A 19,722-nucleotide genomic window follows, 5' to 3' on the forward strand; every position below is an offset into this window, starting at 1 on the left:
TGACTAGAAAACAGATAATAATGAAGCTGATCCAATATTGCATTTTGCGTGAGGTGTCATTATTTTCGCTGAAGTTGCTATTACTGGATTTTTTTTCAAGAGAAAATAGCGCATTGAGGGAATGATAATTTTGCGCAATATCCCAATAATATTGTGATTGTTGCGCTGTTGATTGAGTAAGAGTGAAACTACTTCTCTGGCTGTTTGATTATCAGTGAACCATGCTTTGGCCAGAGGCCATTCTGGAATGAGTACTGAGCTATGCAAAAAAGGAGCTTGCCAACCACGGCGTGGATTAATGAGGCGTAATTGCTCTAAGCTTTCGTGGCTAAAGGTGTTTTCAAGTATGCCGGACTTTGCCACAATGGCATCGAAGCTACCGGCATAGAGTTGCGCTAAGGCCTGATTAATATTTTCGATGCGTTTAAGTTGTATGTTGGTGTTATTTATCAGGCCATTATTGGCAAGAAATTTTTCCAGAAACAGCCATGAGAGAGAGGAGTGGTCATTCACTATACCGAGGTTTTTATTTTTTAAATCTTGCAGGCGGGTGATATCTGAATTGTCATTTAAAGTATAAACAGACAAGCCTTCGGTAGTGACATATTGGTCACCATATTGCACTGTGCGAGAGAGTAGGCGTAATAGGCCGTATTTTTTTTCCAGCAAAATATAATTGATGGCATCAGTGATAATAAAATCAAGTTCATCGACATCTAAGGCGCTGCGAATTTGTTTGGCATCTAAAAATCGTGCACTGAAATGGTATTTTGGATGATTGTTTAAGCGTTCAAAGGTGTACTGCCAGGGGGTGTTTTTTATTGAATTCTGTGGGGTTTGGCTAAGAATACCGATGCTGATATTGTATTTTTTGTTTACTCTTGATTCTTTGACTTGGACTTGAGGCTGCTCTGAAATGATAAAAGGCGTCTGGCTGGGAATATCGCTGATCGCATAAGCCGGGAGGCTAGCGTTAAGTAACCCGCTACAGAGAAGAAAACTAAAGGACAGCATGAATTGCTTATTGAAGCCTTTGAAGCGCCTGCTGGATGTCACGATTACAGTCAAAATTGTTCCTTACCCGCTATGTCTTATGCCTATCCTATTGTCTACATAATCCTAAAAAAATCAGTTGAACCTACTGCGACCGCCTTATGCACTGAATCTTAAGGATTTTCCAGAACATTTTGACTTCACCCGTAGGGTGACTACGAATAAAGCCAAAATAACCTGTAAAACCCTTAATCTTCAGCACCTAAGTCGCTCTCGCTACGATTCAACTGATTATTTTAGGATAATGTATTTCTCCATGCCCTGTTTTTTTGGCTTAAGGATAGATAGCGTTAAGATAACGTGTAATGAATGAAAGGTAAAGCCCTGCTTTGGTTGCGGGCTTTGGTTTCTGGGAGTTTTAGGTTAATGCCTTTTTGCTATTATGGTTGAGGATTTCGACTAACTTATTGGATAATTCCTTTGGCTCAAACTTGGCAACATAGGCATCTGCACCGACACCGCGTCCTAATGACATATTGGCATCAGCGGATAAGGAGGAATGCATAATGACGGGGATGCCTGCAAAGCGTGGGTCATTTTTAATGTGTTTTGTAAGTACATAACCATCCATTTCCGGCATTTCAACATCAGTTAAAATGGCTTGAATATAATCTTTCACGGGTAGCCCAGTGGTTTCTGCCCGGGTGGCGATATCTTTGAGCTTTGTCCAGGCTTCAGCGCCATTCATTGCACTGACATGAGCGATACCCATGTGGTTTAGAGTGCGTTCAATTTGTGAGCGTGCTACGGATGAATCGTCGGCAAACATAATGGTATAACCCTGATCTTCCAGTGTGGCTATATCTTCGTAATAGGAGTCTTCCTGAGCAAAATGGGCGGTTTCAGCTAGGATTTTCTCCACATCCATAATCATGGCAATGCGCCCGTCTTGTAATTCTGTGACGGCAGTGACCAGACCGCCGAGCTTATCTTGCATCATTTGTGGTGGTACTTTAATGTCATTCCATTGTAAGCGTAAGATGTTTTCCACTGAATGAACCAGAAAACCCTGCATGTGTTTATTGTATTCTGTGACGATAAGGATCTGTGGTTCTTCGGAGATGTTGAGGTCACAAAATTTAGATAAATTAACCACCGGTACCATCGTGCCACGTAGACTGGTCATGCCCTCAACTGAATTGGGCATATCCGGTGCATGGGTAATGTCCGGTACTTGCATGACTTCACGTACTTTAAATACGTTGATACCATAAACTTCCTGGCGTGCGGTCGAATCATCCTTACCCAAACTGAATAGCAACACTTCGAGCCGGTTGGTACCGGCTAGATTGGTTCGCTCATCAACAGATTGAATAAAATTAGGCATAGTGGCGTTCTCTTTGTGTTGTATACGTTACTTGGTATTAATTTTATAAAAGTTTCTTTACACGAGATATATCGACAGTAAAAAATATAACTTTAATAGTTAATGCTATATGCAAAAATTATCTAAGTCCGATAGATACCCGTGATACTCTTCTTTCATAACTTATAGTAGTACAGAAGTTTGTATTTTTCCAAGAATAAAATGATACGGATGTGAATAGCTTAATTTCTTGTTTAGAAAATAATGGAATGTTTATATACTTGAAAAAAAATAGAAATTTTTCGATTTTTTCATCAATAATAGGTAAGATGTAAAAAAATTATTTTTAAACGCTCAATAACATAGTGTAATTTGAGTATGAATTAAGTAGTAAACAGGATATAAAAATGGCTGATACAATAACACAAGAGCGCCGCGTTCAATCTCGTTCGATCATTGAATCGTTAATTGATTCGCGCACCGATACATTGGCCCAATACAAGGATGTGATGTCCTATAAGCCTTTTGAGATGAATGACACTTTGAAGGAGGTTCTGGAAGATTTTTGTGAGTCGATGGTTGATTATAGCGCCAAGGCACACTTTAACCTCTATAATTATTTGGAAAACAACACCGAGCGCCGTCAGAGTGTCATTAAGATAGCCGATAGTATTTATCCTGAATTAGTTGATAATACCCAGCAAATTTTAGATTTCCATGATAAATATAATAGTGATGTGAATACTTTAGATTGTGAAAAATTGGAAGAATATCTTAATTCAGTGGGAGAGATTCTAGCCGATCGGATTAATCTTGAAGATGATGTAATCAGCGCGTTGTTATATGTAGATGGTGCTTAAACCCTTTATTAGAAAATAGTCTTGGCATACATGACACAGATCAAACCTTGTTTACCAATCAGATGTAGGATGTGGTGAGGAACGAACCGCATCAAAGACGTACATTTAAAACCATTGATGCGGTTCGTTCCTCACCACATCCTACCAATGTAAAGATAAATTAGCTTATTTGAGCTGTCCCGAATGCATTATTTTAAGACTCACTTTAAGTCAGACATCTCTTTCCTCAGATGCCATTCAGCATTAAAATCAGATCAATTTAATTCCCCTTATTATTCAAAATAAGCGCTTCATGGGGTAAAATAATCCAAGGATATAAGCTTAATTATGCAACAACTCACTCGCTTACTGGAAATTATGACGAAGTTGAGAGATCCCCAAAATGGTTGCCCGTGGGATCTGAAACAAGATTATCAATCGCTGGTGTCCTATACGCTTGAAGAGGCCTATGAAGTTGCAGAGGCGATTGAATTGGGCGATATGAATGAGCTCAAAAAAGAGCTGGGCGACTTGCTATTTCAGGTGGTTTTTTATGCGCAATTGGCCAAAGAAGAGGGTGTTTTTGAATTTGAAGATATTGCTCAGGCCATTTCAGATAAAATGATTATGCGTCATCCTCATGTCTTTGCCGGACATCATTATGAAGATGAAGCGGCATTTCTCAAAGCCTGGGAAGAACAAAAAGAGCTGGAAAAACAGCAGGCACAGACAGATACAAGTTTAGCATCTGAGACTGCCCAGCCTATTAGTTTAATGGCTGGCATCAGCAAAAATTTACCGGCGATGACCCGGGCTGTAAAAATCCAGAAAAAAGCCGCACAAATTGAATTTGACTGGGAATGTGCAGAAGAGCTACTGCCGGTGATTAAGGATGAGTTAGATGAGTTATCTGCTGAAATGGATCAGGCTAAGCAGGTAGAAAATTCCGAGCAATCAGTGCAATGTATTGAAGAAGAACTGGGTGATGTGTTATTTAGTTGTGTCAACTTGGCACGTAAACTCGATATCGATCCAGAAAAAGCATTACGTATGAGTAATCATAAATTTTCCCAACGCTTTAAAGCCATGGAAGCGCATTTTCAATATGATAGACAGAGCATGGAGCAAGCAACAATGAAAGAACTCGATGCTGTTTGGGCGATCATTAAAAAAAACTTAGCGGATAAAGAAAAATCCAGGGATTAGAAGCGTGTTATTTTTAGTCATAAAACAAAAATTGCTTAGCAGCAGATTGAGACCCATGCTGTTGTTAACAGTGTTATTAATCGTGCTATTAACGGGACTGCTCGCCAATGTGCCTGCCTTGGCTCAAGGCAATTTGTTAGCTAAAGCAATACCCGTTACGGTTAAAGCCTTGCAAGAATTAACCTTTCATCCAATAAAAAAAGCCCCGGCTCAGGTGGTGAGCCTGCAAAGTAGTTTACTGAGTGCAGAGCTTTCGGCACGAGTCATCAGTGTTGAAGTTAAAATTGGTGATAGCGTCAAAAAAGATCAATTACTCCTGAGTTTAGAGTGTGATGATTATGTGCTCAAGCAGCAACAATTGCTGGCTGAAAAGCGAGCTCTGCTTGCGGAGAAAAAATTTGCTGATTATCAATGGCAACGTTCTAAACAATTGATTAAGAGTAAAAGTGTTTCTCAGGAAGCCCATCGACGTTTGGCCACCGAAGTTGAAAAGTTATCAGCACGTATTGATTTACAGCAGGGCAGAGTCAAGCAGGCGCAGAAAAACATATCCCGTTGTCAGGTTGTCGCACCTTATAGTGGTGTGATAGCAGAACGTTTTATTCATGTCGGTGAATATGTCAGACCGAATACACCTTTAGTGCAATTGATTGATGTTGATGATCTTGAAGTTGAAGTACAAATGCCTATCGTTTTAGTGGATACTTTGGATTATACTGCGCTCAATTTTATCTATCGAAAGCAACGCTATCCTTTACACCTGAGAGCAATTATCCCCAGCGTTGAAACACGGGCAAGACATCAGCGAGTGCGTTTGAGCTTTGTTGCTAAAAAAGCCTCTCCCGATGCAGCAGGCATGGTGGAAATGATTTTACGATCAAACAATATACCGGCAAATTATTTAGTGAAACGAAATGCACAAGTCGGGCTCTTTCTCTTAGAAAAAAGAAGCTTAGAAAAAAGAAGCTTAGAAAAAAGAAGCTTAGAAAAAAGAAGCTTAGAAAAAAGAAGCTTAGAAAAAGGAAAGTTAGAAAAAATCAATGACAAGTCATCGATTCAATGGCAGGCACGTTTTTGGCCATTGAAAAACGCCTTAATTGGACGAGCAGCTGAAATCGACTTGCCCTCGGATACACAGGTGATTATCTCCGGTCGCAATGCCTTGAGTGATGGACAGCCTGTCCTATTAAACACTACTCAACAGCGGCTTAAATAGATTTTATGCCTAGCTCACTTCTACAACGTTTTTTACAACACCATGTGTTAGCCAATCTGACTTTTATTTTAGTGCTGGTGATGGGCACGTTAAGTTACCTGGCCATGCCCAAAGAAAAAGATCCGACAATTAATTTTAACTGGATACAAATTAATACCGTATTGCTTGATGCCTCAGCCGAGGATATTGAAAAGCGCATCACTCAGCCGATGGAAGAAGGGATCGCCAAAGTCTCGGATATTCGCTTTATATCATCCAGCTCCAGAGAATCGATGTCCAGTATTCTGGTGCGTTTTGAAGATCTGAGTGAGCGTATTTTTGATAAGCGCCTAGCCGATTTACGCCGGGAAATACAAAAAATTGAAAATACCCGACTACCCGAAGAAGCTGAATCACCACTGATTCTTGAACTAACGTCTTCAAGTGCCTTTCCAACAGCGACCTTAGTGCTGCAATCAAAAGCGTATGATGAAACGCTGCGTTTTTATGCGCAGGAACTGGATAAGGAAATGGAACGCCTATCTTATATAGAGCGGGTAGATGTGTTGGGTAGCAGTGATCCGGAAATGATTGTTAATATTAATATTGAACGTCTGAGTGGGCTTGGCCTATCACCTTCAGCCGTTGCACAAACCATTCAAAGTCAATTTAAAGACACCACAGCAGGCACACTGAATGTTGCTGATCAACAATGGCTGATCAGCATTAAGGGAACCAGTCATGATCCTGAATATCTGGCTCAATTACCGCTACAGGGAATTGAGCATCAGGTGATGCTAGGTGATATTGCACAAATTTATAGTGGTCAGGATAAGTTTAGCACCAAGGCAAGTTATAATGGTCAACCTGCTATTGTGCTGACTGTTTTCAAAAAAGATAAGGTTAATACCCTGCAAATGATTGACGATCTACGCGTATTCATTGCAGAAAAAATCGGCTGAGTCAGGTGACGGGAGTGACAGTTATTTTATTGGATGATAATACTGCGTTGACGCGCAAAGCCATTCAAATCATGCAAAATAATGCCTTAATTGGTTTGTCATTAGTGCTTCTCGTTACTTGGTTTTTTCTGGGATCGCGTATCGCTTTTTTTACAACGATCGGAATCCCTTTCACCCTGGCCGCGACTTTCTGGATTTTACATGCCCTGGGACAGACGGTTAATAACGCAGTGTTATTAGGTGTCGTCATTGTGTTGGGAATGCTGGTGGATGATGCCATTGTGGTGGTGGAATCCATGTATACTCGTATGCGTGAGGGAGTGGATAGTGTTCAGGCTGCGATAGAAGCAATTCAGGAGGTGTTTGCTCCGGTGACGGCCTCGGTATTGACCACTATGGCTGCCTTTTTACCACTCATGCTATTGCCCGGTATTATGGGTGAGTTTATGCTGGTGATACCTCTGGTGGTCACCATTGCGTTAGCAATCAGTTTAATTGAAGCTTATTGGATGCTACCGGCTCATCTTATTGTCAGTAAGCCGAATTATAGCTCAGAGGCTCATGCTTCAAAAATCAGGAGCCGCTTCGGACTCTATCGAGTACAAATATTTCGTGAACGTTTTACCCAGAAACTAAAAAGTGTTTACATCCGTTTTCTTATTGGCTCACTACGACAGCCTAAAATAATGTTATTGGGATTGGTGTTATTATTTAGCAGTGCTATCTATGCCTTGCAAAGTGGAAAAATTGTGATTGATTTTTTTGCTGGTGAACCCTTTCCTGTTATTTATGTGAATGTCAAAATGCCTGAAGGCACGCCATTGGATTACACCTTAACAGCCGTGCAGCAATTGGAAAACAATATCAAAGCGCAATTGGCCCGTGATGATTATCGGGATATGGCATCCTATGCGGGTTTCTATTTTACTCAAGTTGAACCCTTGTTTGGTGAACACTATGGACAAATCATTCTCTCGCTCAATGATATTTCTCCGCAAGATTTAACACACTTACACCAAACGATTAAACAGCAATTTAAAAAAATGACCGGTGTTAAAGAAATGTCCTTATTGCAATTAAAAGATGGCCCCCCAGTTAATAGAGCCGTTAGTATGAAGGTTCAGGGCGCTGACTTCGAATCTATTCAAGCCGCAGTAGTTGATCTAAAACGGTTTCTGGAAAGTTTATCAGATGTAGAAAATATCAGTGTTTTAGACAGTGCAGGCAGTATGGAATTGGCCTTGCAATTAAAGCAGGATGCCATTCATCGTGCCGGTTTGTCGCCTGCACAAGTGATCCGTGATATTCGTTTATTGGCCAGAGGGGAAATTGTTAGCTCGTATCAATACCGTGGTGAAGAAGTGAAGGTACGTGTGAAAGCCAGTTATCAGGATGATACCAATGCTGACTCCCAATCAATGCTGACGAATTGGCTACAAAGTCCCATTAGTTTTTTTGATACCCATAGTGATAAAGTCTTATCAATCCCATTGAGTGAATTGGTGGATGAAAAATACCAATTGTCACGTAGTCAGATCCGGCATTATAATTTACAACGTGTCATTGTGATCGAAGCAGATATTCAGTCTGGTGGACGCAATACCCTTGAAATTAATCATTTGATTCAAGCCTATTGGCATGACATGAAGATTAAGCACCCAGGAATTAGTCTGGACTTCTCTGGGGCTTTAGATGATTTGGAAGAAACATTGGCTGTTATGCCGTATTTGTTTTTAATGGGCATTGGCTTAATTTACTTGATTTTGGGCACTCAGTTTCAAAGCTATTTTCAACCTATATTAATTTTAGTCACGATCCCCCTCGCATTTACGGGTGTGGTCATTGGTTTATTTTTAACGTCAAATCCATTGAGTATTTATACCTTGTATGGCGTAGTGGCTTTGGTGGGGATAGCGGTCAATGCCTCAATCGTGTTGATTTCAGCTGCAAACACACGCCTTAGAGCCGGTATGAGTGTCAACCATGCCATTGTTTATGCGGCACGAAGACGGCTGATTCCCATACTGATCACCTCATTGACTACCATTGCCGGTTTGTTTTCTCTGGCCAGTGGCTTTGCTGGAAAGTCCTTGATCTGGGGGCCTTTAGCAACGGCTATTGTCTGGGGCTTAGCTTTTTCAACGATGTTGACTCTTTTTGTAATACCGTTACTCTATAAATTTTTTATGAACAATTCAAAGCAAGTTTGAGTGTGAAATTATGATGAACAATAACAAGCAATATTATGGACAAATCATTAGTGTTATATTGATATGGTTATTAGCCTTGAATGCCAATGCTGCTGAAGAAAAAAAATATGACTATCAGGATGATGCGCTTTATTTACGCTTTATCCAATTAACACCTTTGCAAATTGGGTCTTTTTATGAAGGGCGGGAATTTTCTAAAGGGGCAGTCGATAAGTTAATGGCTTCTTGTTATGTGACCGTGATTATAAAAAATCGTTCTAATGATTTTTTGTGGGTTGATATTGCCAAGTGGAATTTTACTCGACAAGGTAAAGTGATCAAGCAACAAGATAGGCAATACTGGGATCAGCAATGGGATGAAATTAATCTTAAACAAGCCCATCGTTCAACCTTTAATTGGACTCTGATGCCTGCTGTAAGGGATTTATATCCACAGGAAAGTGTCGGTGGACGTATTCCTATCCCCATGCAATCAGAGCCTTTTACCGTTGAGCTTAATTTCCCGACAGGGGAGAATAAGCAGGGTAAAATGAAAACAGTGGTAATGGATAATGTCATTTGTAAACAGGATGAAAAATAAACCATGACTCTTTTATTTAAACAAACAACAACTCTAAAACAAATATTAACAGTTATTTTTCTTAGCCTATTAATAATCACTCAGTCTTATGCGCTAGATAAGCTACCCCGAGGCATTATTTATCAAGATGGTCGAGATGCACCGCCTTTGCTATTAAAAATGCTTGATGGAGATGTTTATAATATTACCGAGTCAAAAGGCAAGTGGGTGTTTGTGCATTTTTGGGCAACCTGGTGTGGGCCATGTCGAAAAGAGATACCGACTATCCAAGCAATAGTGAATAAATTTGCCGATAGCCATCTTGATATTACCATTGTCAATACCGCCGAATCTGAGGATACGGTGTTTAACTTCTTGGGTTTATTAGCACCGGATATTAATACTTTGATGGACGAGGATGGGCTGGCGACAGAAAAATGGCAACCTAGAGGCCTGCCCGCTACTTTTTTTGTTGATCCCAATGGGAAGATTCGTTATTTAGCCTTGGGAGGAAGACCTTGGGATAAGGCAGATTATTTACAGTTTTTACAGCAGCTAAAAAATAAGCCCTAAATATAGGTGGGTAAAAATAAGCACGTGAATATTTTTCAGCAGCTCAGCTTGGTTTTTTTTCTCATATTATTCTGTGTGAAAAATAGCTATTCAGTCGATAATAAAGGGTTTACGGCGGTTGAAACTACCATTGCACAACTCCAGCAAGCCATAAAAAATCAAACGAGTGATTGTGAACAAATCACTGGCCAATTTATTAAGCGCATTCAAAGCTATGATAAAAGCACTCATCTAAATGCCATTATCCTGATCAATAAAAATGCCCTGCAAAGAGCAAAATCTCTCGATCAGCAATGGCAGAAAACTCATAAAATGAGTTCACTACATTGTGTACCCGTGATATTAAAAGATAATTTCAATACCGCTGATATGCCTACTGAGGCGGGTTCAATTGCCTTAAAGGGATCACAGCCTGCTCAGGATGCCTTTATGGTAAAACGCTTGCGTGATGCCGGGGCTATTATTATTGCCAAGTCAAATATGGCGGAGTGGGCATTCAGTGCCTATCAGACCATTAGTTCTACTCATGGTGAAACTCTCAATGCCTATAATCTTGATTTCGTTCCAGCAGGGTCAAGTGGTGGCACTGCTTCGGCAATTGCTGCGAACTTTGGTGTTATAGGTATGGGAACCGATACCGGTAATTCAATTCGTGGCCCGGCAGCGTATTTGTCCTTAGTGGGGCTACGTTCTACATTGGGCATGACTAGTCGTAGCGGTATTGTGCCACTCTTAGCCAACCGGGATGTTGCCGGTTCATTGACGCGTACCGTTACCGATGCAGCAAAAACTTTTTCAGTGCTTGCAGGCTATGATAAAAACGATTCGATTACTCATAATGAAGTGGCCAGACTGAAGACTGACTATACGATTTTCTTAAACAAATCTGCCTTGCAGGGGGTACGCCTTGGAGTGATGCGACAGATTTATGATACAGAGTTGGCTGATTTTGAGGTGATTGACTTAATGGATCAGGCTATAGTCGATTTACGTCAGGCGGGTGCGGTGATTATCGATCCTTTTGAGATTAAGAATTTTAAAACACTGAGTAAGGCGACAGGATTTTGCAGTCGCTTTCGTTATGATTTAAATCAATATTTAAATCATACTGTTTTTAGTGACAATACATCTGCCCCGATTAAGAAATTTCAGGACATTATTGAGCAAAAATTATTTAGCGAACAAAGTGCTGCGGATATGAAGTGGGCGGAAGCTGTACACATAGCCCCAAAAATGATGCAACCACCCTGTGTTGGTGTACAAAATGACCCACGGCGCAAGGCTTTTTTAAATGCAGTAGTCGATGCAATGGACAAAGCCAATATTGATGCCATTATTTACCCAAGCTGGAGTAATCCCCCAAGGCGCGTCGGTGATAATAACTCTCCCCATGGTGATAATAGTCCGATAATTGCACCCCATACGGGGCAACCGGCAATCACTGTGCCAATGGGTTATACACAGGGCAATTTACCAGCGGGCTTACAATTTCTCGCACGACCCTTTGATGATGGTAAATTATTAGCTTATGCATTTGCCTATGAGCAGTACAGCTTACATAGAAAAGCACCCGTGTTGTTTCCTCAACTAATTCACTAGTTGATACAGATGTCATAAATCAGTGCAGGATGATAAATCATGGGTATAGCCCTGAACCATACAAGTGCATTTTATGACACTTTTTGTCAATGAATGAAGAATAAATACAGAATAAACATCGTGGGTTGTTTTTCTTCGTGTTTTTGTGTGCAATAATAGTGCAAAAAATGCTCAAGCTTTCGTAGCAAAATTGCCAAAAGGGTTTTTCAATGTCTAAAATTCATCGCTTATCCGCTATTTCTCTGATCTCATTAGTAGCACTGTTTTTATCGAGCAATCTCTTTGCTGCAGATGCCATTAATGGTGCCGACACCGCATGGGTCATGATTTCCACTGTGCTGGTCTTGTTTATGACTCTGCCGGGTCTGGCATTGTTTTATGGAGGCCTGGTGCGTACCAAAAATGTCTTGTCAGTACTGATGCAGTGTTTTGCTATTACCAGTATTATGTCGATACTCTGGCTGGTCGCGGGCTATTCTCTAGCCTTTAGTGACGGCGGCTCAATGAATGCTTTTATTGGTGGTTTTGACAAAGTTCTCTTTGCCGGAGTGATGGAAGGCAGTGTTTCAGGCACGATTCCAGAAGGTTTGTTCGCCTTATTTCAAATGACTTTTGCCATTATTACCCCGGCTTTAATTGTCGGTGGTTTTGCTGAGCGGGCAAGATTTTCAGCCATGATGCTATTCAGCGCTATCTGGTTGTTTGTTGTTTATGTACCCATTACCCATTGGGTCTGGGCAGAGGGTGGTTGGTTATTTGAAATGGGTTTATTAGACTTTGCCGGTGGTACGGTAGTGCATATTACTGCTGGTGTCGCGGCCTTAGTGACAGCGATAGTTATTGGTAAACGTAAAGATTTTGGTGTTCATGCAATGCCACCACATAACCTAACCATGACCGTCATTGGTGCTGGCATGTTATGGGTTGGCTGGTTTGGTTTTAATGGCGGTAGCGCTTTAGCGGCTGACGGTAATGCTGCAATGGCGATGCTTGTCACCCATATTTCTGCTGCATCAGGCGCTGCAATGTGGGCCGCTATCGAATGGGTAAGACATGGCAAACCATCCGTACTGGGTATTGTCACCGGTATGGTGGCAGGCTTAGGTACAATTACTCCGGCTTCTGGTTTTGTAGGCCCTGCCGGCGCATTAGCGATTGGTCTGATTGCGGGTATGGTTTGTTACACCGCAACACAGGTAATCAAGGTTAAATTGAAACTGGATGATTCATTGGATGTGTTTCCCGTGCATGGAATTGGTGGCATTATCGGTACTTTTATGGCCGGTATTTTTGCTTCAGCGAGCTTGGGTGTTTTCTCTGGTCAGGGCTATGCCGAAGGCATGACGATGAGTAGTCAGGTTTGGGTGCAGTTAATCGGCATTAGCGCGACACTGACTTATACCGCAGTGATGACCTATATCATCTTAAAAGTAGTTGATAGGTTTGTTAGCCTACGAGTTGACCATGAAGAAGAAATTGAAGGTCTAGATATTGTTTCTCACGATGAACGTGGCTATGACTTCTAAATAAAGCCTGTTATTGAATGGATGGGATTCTCATCGCTATAAGCTGAGAATCCCTATGAAATATAAATCCTAACAAAAAAACTACTAATCCTCACCATATCCTACATTTGAAATGCAAAGTGGGTTGAGCTGTCCCCAAAAACGTATTAGTGTCAGGAATTTTTACAATCTATTTATCATTGTTTTATATTTGTTCATAATATCCGATAAAAACAGAGGATTTTAACGAATAATCCTTTATCTGTTCATTTAAACACCCCATTTACCTTCAAAAAAGCTAAATTCTGTCAGTAATTTTTACATTTTTAATTTTATAGTGGACCCCGAAAACTGGACAATAGGTTAAGATATAAGAGCTAACCTAACGGGGAACAAAAAAATGAGCACAAAAAGAAAAACATTCAACAACAAATTTAAAGCAAAAGTAGCCATTGAGGCTTTGAAAGGTCAAAAACAGTCGCAGAAATTGCGTCAGAATTTGAAGTGCACACCACCCAGGTCAATAGCTGGAAAAAGCAGATGCTTGATGGTGCAGCCGATACTTTTTCAAAAAAAATTAGAGAATAAAGATGCTGAACATGAAAAGGAAAAAGAACACCTGTACAGCCAAATAGGTCAACTAAAAGTAGAGGCTGACTGGCTGTCAAAAAAAGTTGAAGATGTTCAACTGAGTAGAGCAGAAAAGCGGTGTTGCATAGAAAAAGAGCACCCTCAGTTGAGCATCAAAAAACAATGTGAGCTTATCGGCCTGAACCGTTCAAGCTATTACTATCAACCTAAAAAGCCTCTGCAAAATAAAGATTTAACATTAATGAATTTGATTGATGAGTTGTACATAAAACATCCATTCTATGGCAGTCGTCAAATTCGTAATGCATTAAGATTGAAATGTTATAAAATTAATCGTAAAAAGTTCAACGGCTTATGCGGATCATGGGATTGGTTTCAGTGGCACCAAAACCCAATACCAGCAAGCCTTGCAAAGTAAATAACCTCTATCCATATTTGCTCAAAGGAATTGATATTAATAGGAATAACCAGGTTTGGTGCACAGATATCACGTATTTACGGATGCCACATGGATTTGTCTACCTAAGTGCTGTTATGGACTGGAGTAGCCGTTTTGTGCTGTCCTGGGAAGTGTCAACCAGCATGGAAGAAAGCTTTTGTATCAGTAGTCTGGAAACAGCACTGCGACGATATGGAAAGCCAGAAATCTTCAATACGGATCAAGGTGCTCAATATACTAGCAGAGCATTTACAGGTGTTCTAAAGGCCAATGATATAAAAATCAGCATGGACGGCAAAGGCAGAGCAATGGATAACATTATGATTGAACGACTCTGGCGAAGTGTAAAATATGAGGAAATTTACCTCAAGGATTACCAAAGTATTGATGAGCTAAAGAGCTCATTAAAGGAATATTTTGAGTTTTACAACCATGAACGACCACACAGTACACACGGTGGAAAACGCCTGCAGAGATCTATGGCGTGATGAAAGAAGTTGTTCCAGACTTAAAACGGGCAGCATGATGAGAGGATAATCAACTTTATTGGCAACCGTTTTATCCACATATCCACAGGCCAAGCCAGTAGCCCTGAGATATATCGCAAGCGTCTCTGGACTACTGGCAGACCTGTGGATATGTGGATAAGACTAATACTATAAATAACCAACAGAATTATATCTTAATATTTGAGAAAGCTGTCTTGACAATGGGGTCCACTGTACCACATAAAAAGTTTTTGCATTGCTGACACTCATAAACTTTCGTTTGAGAAAAAACAATTATCATCGTGACCTATAAAACTGCGATCAGCATATTCGTGTAAGGGTTTATCAATATCACTAAAATCGGGTTCGCTTAAATATAATGGCTGTTGGGTTTCTTTTTAAAGCCGATTAAGGCGAGTTTATTATCTGCTTTGACACAGACTCGATTGCTGATATAAGGACTCTCTTTATCAACTGAAACTTGTGTTTTCTTTATTTCAATGGCAATTTTTTGCTCAGGTCGTATGGCATTTGCAAATGAGAACTGGTAATTACTGAAATTCAGGTTATTCTTAGTAATAATGGTGTTTTCATTATTGTTTTGCCGGTGCTGGAAAAGTTTGTTTTCGATCAGGGATTCCAGCTGAAAACCCAGTACGATGGGGCCATGAAAAGGATTCTGATAGATATTTGACCAACGATGGCTATCATGAAATAAGTTAAAATCATCAGTGGCATTACGGGCAATATCAATGTGTATTTGGCTGAATACTTCACGCTGGGGTAATTCGCTAATTGTCGTAGAGGCCATAAAGAGAGATTACCTTTTTCTGGGTATTAATTATTTTATTTGTAAAATCTAGCACTTATAGAGTAATTCGTCTATAGCTTATTACTTCTTGATTACCCATAAAGCTCCGCCATTTTTAGGAGCTTTCCATTCATAGGTGGCGTTTTCATCGCCACGCATAAAAAACCTTGGCATCATGTCTTTTAAGTTAAAGCGTCTATTAAACCGATAACAAAATTCAGCAAGATACCGAGGTAAATGTTTTGAGTTAATGGAATGATAGCTTCCCTTCATAGAGTTTTTAATATTACCTATCATAGTGTTAACCCAGATAAACTCAATTTTATCAACACTTGCCGCACCACCACCCGTGACGATTGGAACATGCTTACAGTCAGCTTCTTTAACCGCAGGAAAACAATTTAACCCATCTGAGTAAACAGTACTTCCAGGTGTTAAATGAGTTTGTGCCCATCGTTTTATTTCACTGGATTTAAACCCTTTAAGCACATTTAAATTCATTGCAATCGGGTGTCCATCTTCATTAGTAGAAACGGCTGCAACGAACGGTGTTTTATTTTCTGAACCACGACCTCTGGAGCCGCCTCTGTGCTCACCACCCCAGTAGGCATCATCAATTTGAATGATGCCTGATAAAGGTTTACTGTCATCACGTTCTTTCATAACCTGCATGATCTTTTGTTTCATACTCCAGGCTGTATTGTAGCTTACCTTAAGCTGTCTCTTTAATTCTAATGCTGAAACCGCTGTCTTCAATTGAGTCATAAGATGAATCGCTAAAACCACTTAGATAAAGGCAGTTTGGTACTATCAAATATTGTCCCACAGGTTGCTGATGTCTGATGATGACAATGGTGGCACTGATAAAGATGGCGATGTTCTAGAGTGCAATAAGTCTTATTGCCACACTCTGGGCAAACAAATCCATCAGGAAATTTCCATTTAAATAAGGCTTGTCGGCACTGTTTGTCAGTGCCATAATCATTAAAAAGCTCAAATAAACTATAACCTTCTTGAAACTGAATTTTATTTTTTGACATCATTCTACTCCACACATAATCTATACTTTAATTATAGTATAATTATAGTATAATTATAGTATAATTATAGTATAATTATAGTATAATTATCGAAATATGGCGGAGCTTTGTGGGTAATCAAGTATTACTTTGTGTGGAGAGCCCCAATGAATCATATTCTTCAAGAGATACTAAATGATCAACGATTTCCTGAAGGCTCAGCATGGCAACGTCGTGTTTTTAGCAATAAGGACATGATTGTTGAAGAAGGACAGGCGGGTGGTTCGTTGTTTTACATAGAGTCAGGTTGTTTGCGCGTGTCTGGCAATATTGAATTAGAATCCAAAAAAAATATTCAGCCGGGTATCTGGGAGTTGGAGCAAGGAGAGATATTTGGGGAAATTGCTCTGTATCAATCGCAGTTTCGTACTGCCTCTGTGTGCGCCATATCGGATGTGACTTTAGTTGAAATTAATGGCGAAAAGCTCAGTATTTATCTGGATGATAATCCTCAACGGGGCTACTTGTTTTATAAAGGTCTGTTTGAAATTTTAATCGGTCGTTTAGATCGAGCCAATCATCGAGTCAGTGATCTCTTTGCCTGGGGCTTAAAAGTTCATGGCATTAAAGAACATTTGTAAGGGAGAATAAAATACTTGACGCTATTTTTTCAGTTGTTTAATAAATGATTTAATTTTATTTTTTACTTTATTAATTTCTTGTTGCTGCTGTTCATTTTTTTCACGAATGGCAACTTCTTTAAGTTCGTTGGCATGTATTTTTTTCTGTAAATGAATTTTTTTACGGATTTTTTCTTTGGAATTGTCATCAATCTTAATATGCAAAAAATCTTTATCTTTTCTTAAAATATAACGCGCTAGTTTATCTAGATAAGCTTCATTAACTTGATTGGGATTGATCTTCTGGGTTCGATGCTCGAAATTATCATGGTTCTGAATGTTTAGGGTAATATTTGAATTTTCCTTATCGACAGAAAATTTGAATATGATGGGAATTTTTTTACTGATTTGAAAACTGATGCCATTATTTTTTATGGTGCCAATGCTATGATTTTGCTTGAAGGAGACTTTATGCTGTGATAAAAATTCTTTTTCCTGATCAGCATCAATAGCGTGTTCAACAATGTGAGTAAAACTCTCTTCATTTTCATCCAGACATTTGAAACGAAGATATACTTCGGTCAACTTTTCAAAATCAGCAATGCCGCCATGTTGATCAGTACTGAGTTTATAATCCTGTTGATGTAAATGCACTAATGCAGGATAACGTGTTGAATAATGATTCACCTCAATCGGTGTTTCAATGATATTAAGATAATCAATCAATTCCTTAAAATAGGAAAATATTTGCTGCATTTTAGGCAATATTGACGTTTGATAATATTGCTCCTGTTGCTCCTGAGTTGCTAAATCATCTTGTTGAACTGTTTGCTGTTGATTGGCTTGTTCGCGTAAATCATCAAGAATACCCATGGTTTCACTCTTAGTCTTATTTTTATTTTTATTTTTATTTTTATTCCTGCTATTCACCTATAGTATATCTGGACTTAGATATATCTGCTATATTGATATTAATATTTTTATATGAATTTGGGTTGTTTTAGCGGCCAATGAGGGGGATTTATAATGGATTATGATGTGATTATAGCGGGAGCAGGGCCAGCAGGTTTAAGCGTGGGCTCTGAACTATCAAAAGAACTTAAAGTACTGGTGATTGATAAAAAAGAAAAAATCAGTGATTGTCATCGTAGTTGGCTGGTGCCGGATCTCTGTGTACAAGGAGGTAATGCCCAGGAAATAACACAGTGCGCACATAATGGTGTGACTCATTTCTTAACCAAAACCTTTGGTGGTGCTTGTGTTAAATGGGATGCCTTATTGAAATATTATTTTATTGATGAGCATAAAGTCCTGCCTATGTGGGGTGATATATTGGAATCTAACGGGGCGAAAATTTTACTGGGTTGCCTCTATCAAGACAGTGAAGTTGAGCAAGATAAAGTCATAGTAAGCACTTCAGAAGGAACCTTTACCACTCGTTTGCTGATCGATGCATCGGGTTATAATTCTCCTATTCGTAAGAAATATAACATCATGGAAAAGGGCTATTATTGGTGGTCTGTTTATGGTGCCATTGTCGAATTTCCAGATGGCCTAAATGATATGGAAGTGGGCGATTATATGCTCTGGCAAACGTTCAAAGATACCAATGCGCATGTTGATACCTCGATGGCACATGGCCGTCCGGTATTGGAATATGAAATTCTAGATGACAAAACAGCCTTTGTCTTTATTTTTTACTTACGTAAAAATCAAGTAGAAAAAGACATGATGCACGAAGAATTTGATCATGTATTACGTCATGAAAAATCCATGAAAAACTACGAGAACTGTACCATCAAAGAATGGAAGTTTGGTTGGTATCCCATGGGGGGAATGAATTCACAAAAAGTAGCAGAAGATAGGGTTACTTTTATTGGTGATGCTGGTTGTTGGACTGCTCCCTGCGGCTGGGGATTTTCTTTTGTGGTTGATAACTACAAAAAATATGCCGCGAACTTGTTGGCGAGCATTAATAATGAGCAATTTGATAAATGCCATTTAGTTAATTTGATTCAACTGTCGGTGCGTACCAAAAGCCAAGTGCTAATTGATCAAATTACCACCCATTTTCTTGCCAATGCCAGTGCGCCAATGCTGGATAAATTTATTAATTTATTTGAACCCGGTGGTCCCTTGGGCGATAAAGGGCCTCTACTCTGTGAAAAATTATTCACCTTGACTCTCAGCGATGATGACGTGAAGTTTATGCTTAAAGTAGCTGTGAAGTACTTTGACCTACGTGAATTGATGCATATCATGCCCCATGAAGATTATTTTCTATTGTTGGAAGAAGTTAAAGAGTATGTAGAGGCTGAAGTGCTGGATGGACTGCATGAATTGTTAAGCATCTTTAAGCACAAGAAAATTCGTTCAGTACATATTAATGGCTTTGATTTTAGTTGAGTATGGTTTTTAATGTGGCTATACTTAACCGGACACACAACTTAAAATAACTAAAAGATAAAAAGTGTGACCTAAAATGAATGATCAAACAAAAAAACCGAATAAAAGCTATACATCAGAATTTAAAGAATCAGCTGTCAAATTAGCTAATGAGACGGATCAACCCGTTTCTCAGACTGCCAGGGAGCTAGGTGTTAATGTAAATACTCTACATACCTGGATCAGTAAATATTCCAAACTGATGTGTCAACACTTTTCCGGACAGTTTTCTAAATATTTTTTTGGCTGTTTCAAGTGATTTTTGTCATTTTGTATTTCCTATCATTTTAGTTTCTCATGTT

At 39.5% G+C, this 19,722-nt stretch carries 15 protein-coding genes and 3 pseudogenes; 13 read left to right on the plus strand and 5 right to left on the minus strand.

The features are described from left to right. Positions 1 to 3: 3 nt before the first annotated feature. Positions 4 to 1,068: a PhnD/SsuA/transferrin family substrate-binding protein gene (locus JEU79_RS17455; RefSeq protein WP_198265134.1), complete on the minus strand. Its 1,065-nt coding sequence runs from the start codon at positions 1,066 to 1,068 to the stop codon at positions 4 to 6. A gap of 343 nt (positions 1,069 to 1,411) precedes the next feature. After that, entirely contained in the window at positions 1,412 to 2,380 is a 969-nt protein-coding gene (locus JEU79_RS17460; protein ID WP_198265135.1) for a chemotaxis protein, read from the minus strand. 386 nt (positions 2,381 to 2,766) lie between these two features. Here JEU79_RS17460 and JEU79_RS17465 point away from each other — a divergent pair, with 386 nt between their 5' ends. The 10 genes and pseudogenes from JEU79_RS17465 (at position 2,767) to JEU79_RS17510 (ending at position 14,563) form a co-directional block, all read left to right on the plus strand. Then, entirely contained in the window at positions 2,767 to 3,219 is a 453-nt protein-coding gene (locus JEU79_RS17465) for an Rsd/AlgQ family anti-sigma factor (protein WP_198265136.1), read from the plus strand. Positions 3,220 to 3,546: 327 nt separating this feature from the next. Further along, positions 3,547 to 4,404 carry a nucleoside triphosphate pyrophosphohydrolase gene (gene mazG, locus JEU79_RS17470; RefSeq protein ID WP_198265137.1) on the plus strand — a complete coding sequence of 286 codons (858 nt, stop codon included), beginning with the start codon at positions 3,547 to 3,549 and terminating at the stop codon, positions 4,402 to 4,404. 55 nt (positions 4,405 to 4,459) lie between these two features. Then, entirely contained in the window at positions 4,460 to 5,620 is a 1,161-nt protein-coding gene (locus JEU79_RS17475; protein ID WP_198265138.1) for an efflux RND transporter periplasmic adaptor subunit, read from the plus strand. Between the two features lie 5 nt (positions 5,621 to 5,625). Further along, positions 5,626 to 6,561, plus strand: coding sequence for an efflux RND transporter permease subunit (locus JEU79_RS27635; RefSeq protein WP_198265139.1), 936 nt, complete (start codon positions 5,626 to 5,628; stop codon positions 6,559 to 6,561). Positions 6,562 to 6,575: 14 nt separating this feature from the next. Then, positions 6,576 to 8,771: an efflux RND transporter permease subunit gene (locus JEU79_RS17485; protein WP_198265140.1), complete on the plus strand. Its 2,196-nt coding sequence runs from the start codon at positions 6,576 to 6,578 to the stop codon at positions 8,769 to 8,771. A 13-nt stretch (positions 8,772 to 8,784) separates the two neighbouring features. Further along, positions 8,785 to 9,351, plus strand: coding sequence for a hypothetical protein (locus JEU79_RS17490; RefSeq protein ID WP_198265141.1), 567 nt, complete (start codon positions 8,785 to 8,787; stop codon positions 9,349 to 9,351). A 3-nt stretch (positions 9,352 to 9,354) separates the two neighbouring features. Beyond that, positions 9,355 to 9,903: a TlpA family protein disulfide reductase gene (locus JEU79_RS17495; RefSeq protein WP_198265142.1), complete on the plus strand. Its 549-nt coding sequence runs from the start codon at positions 9,355 to 9,357 to the stop codon at positions 9,901 to 9,903. 75 nt (positions 9,904 to 9,978) lie between these two features. Continuing rightward, entirely contained in the window at positions 9,979 to 11,502 is a 1,524-nt protein-coding gene (locus JEU79_RS17500) for an amidase family protein (protein ID WP_246540370.1), read from the plus strand. Between the two features lie 209 nt (positions 11,503 to 11,711). Continuing rightward, complete coding sequence (locus JEU79_RS17505) at positions 11,712 to 13,028, plus strand: ammonium transporter (RefSeq protein ID WP_198265143.1); 1,317 nt, start codon at positions 11,712 to 11,714, stop codon at positions 13,026 to 13,028. A gap of 379 nt (positions 13,029 to 13,407) precedes the next feature. Continuing rightward, positions 13,408 to 14,563, plus strand: a pseudogene (locus JEU79_RS17510) (IS3 family transposase). 332 nt (positions 14,564 to 14,895) lie between these two features. On the opposite strand, the gene JEU79_RS17515 reads toward JEU79_RS17510, so the two are convergent. After that, the gene (locus tag JEU79_RS17515) at positions 14,896 to 15,336 is read right to left on the minus strand and encodes a hypothetical protein (protein WP_198265144.1); all 441 of its coding nucleotides are present in this window, start codon (positions 15,334 to 15,336) and stop codon (positions 14,896 to 14,898) included. Positions 15,337 to 15,428: 92 nt separating this feature from the next. Then, positions 15,429 to 16,376: pseudogene (locus JEU79_RS17520) on the minus strand (IS1595 family transposase). A 146-nt stretch (positions 16,377 to 16,522) separates the two neighbouring features. Between JEU79_RS17520 and JEU79_RS17525 the strand changes: the two are divergent. Further along, positions 16,523 to 16,996, plus strand: a complete 474-nt coding sequence (locus tag JEU79_RS17525; RefSeq protein WP_198265145.1) for a cyclic nucleotide-binding domain-containing protein — start codon at positions 16,523 to 16,525, stop codon at positions 16,994 to 16,996. Positions 16,997 to 17,017: 21 nt separating this feature from the next. Here the strand turns inward: JEU79_RS17525 and JEU79_RS17530 are convergent, their stop codons facing one another. Then, the gene (locus JEU79_RS17530; RefSeq protein WP_214660616.1) at positions 17,018 to 17,905 is read right to left on the minus strand and encodes a hypothetical protein; all 888 of its coding nucleotides are present in this window, start codon (positions 17,903 to 17,905) and stop codon (positions 17,018 to 17,020) included. A 96-nt stretch (positions 17,906 to 18,001) separates the two neighbouring features. Between JEU79_RS17530 and JEU79_RS17535 the strand changes: the two genes are divergently transcribed. Beyond that, the gene (locus tag JEU79_RS17535; protein ID WP_198265147.1) at positions 18,002 to 19,381 is read left to right on the plus strand and encodes an FAD-dependent monooxygenase; all 1,380 of its coding nucleotides are present in this window, start codon (positions 18,002 to 18,004) and stop codon (positions 19,379 to 19,381) included. Positions 19,382 to 19,457: 76 nt separating this feature from the next. Next, positions 19,458 to 19,619 (plus strand): annotated as a pseudogene (locus tag JEU79_RS17540) (transposase); the annotation flags it as partial. Between the last annotated feature and the right edge of the window lie 103 nt (positions 19,620 to 19,722).

Source organism: sulfur-oxidizing endosymbiont of Gigantopelta aegis (genome assembly GCF_016097415.1).
Classification (GTDB): domain Bacteria; phylum Pseudomonadota; class Gammaproteobacteria; order GRL18; family GRL18; genus GRL18.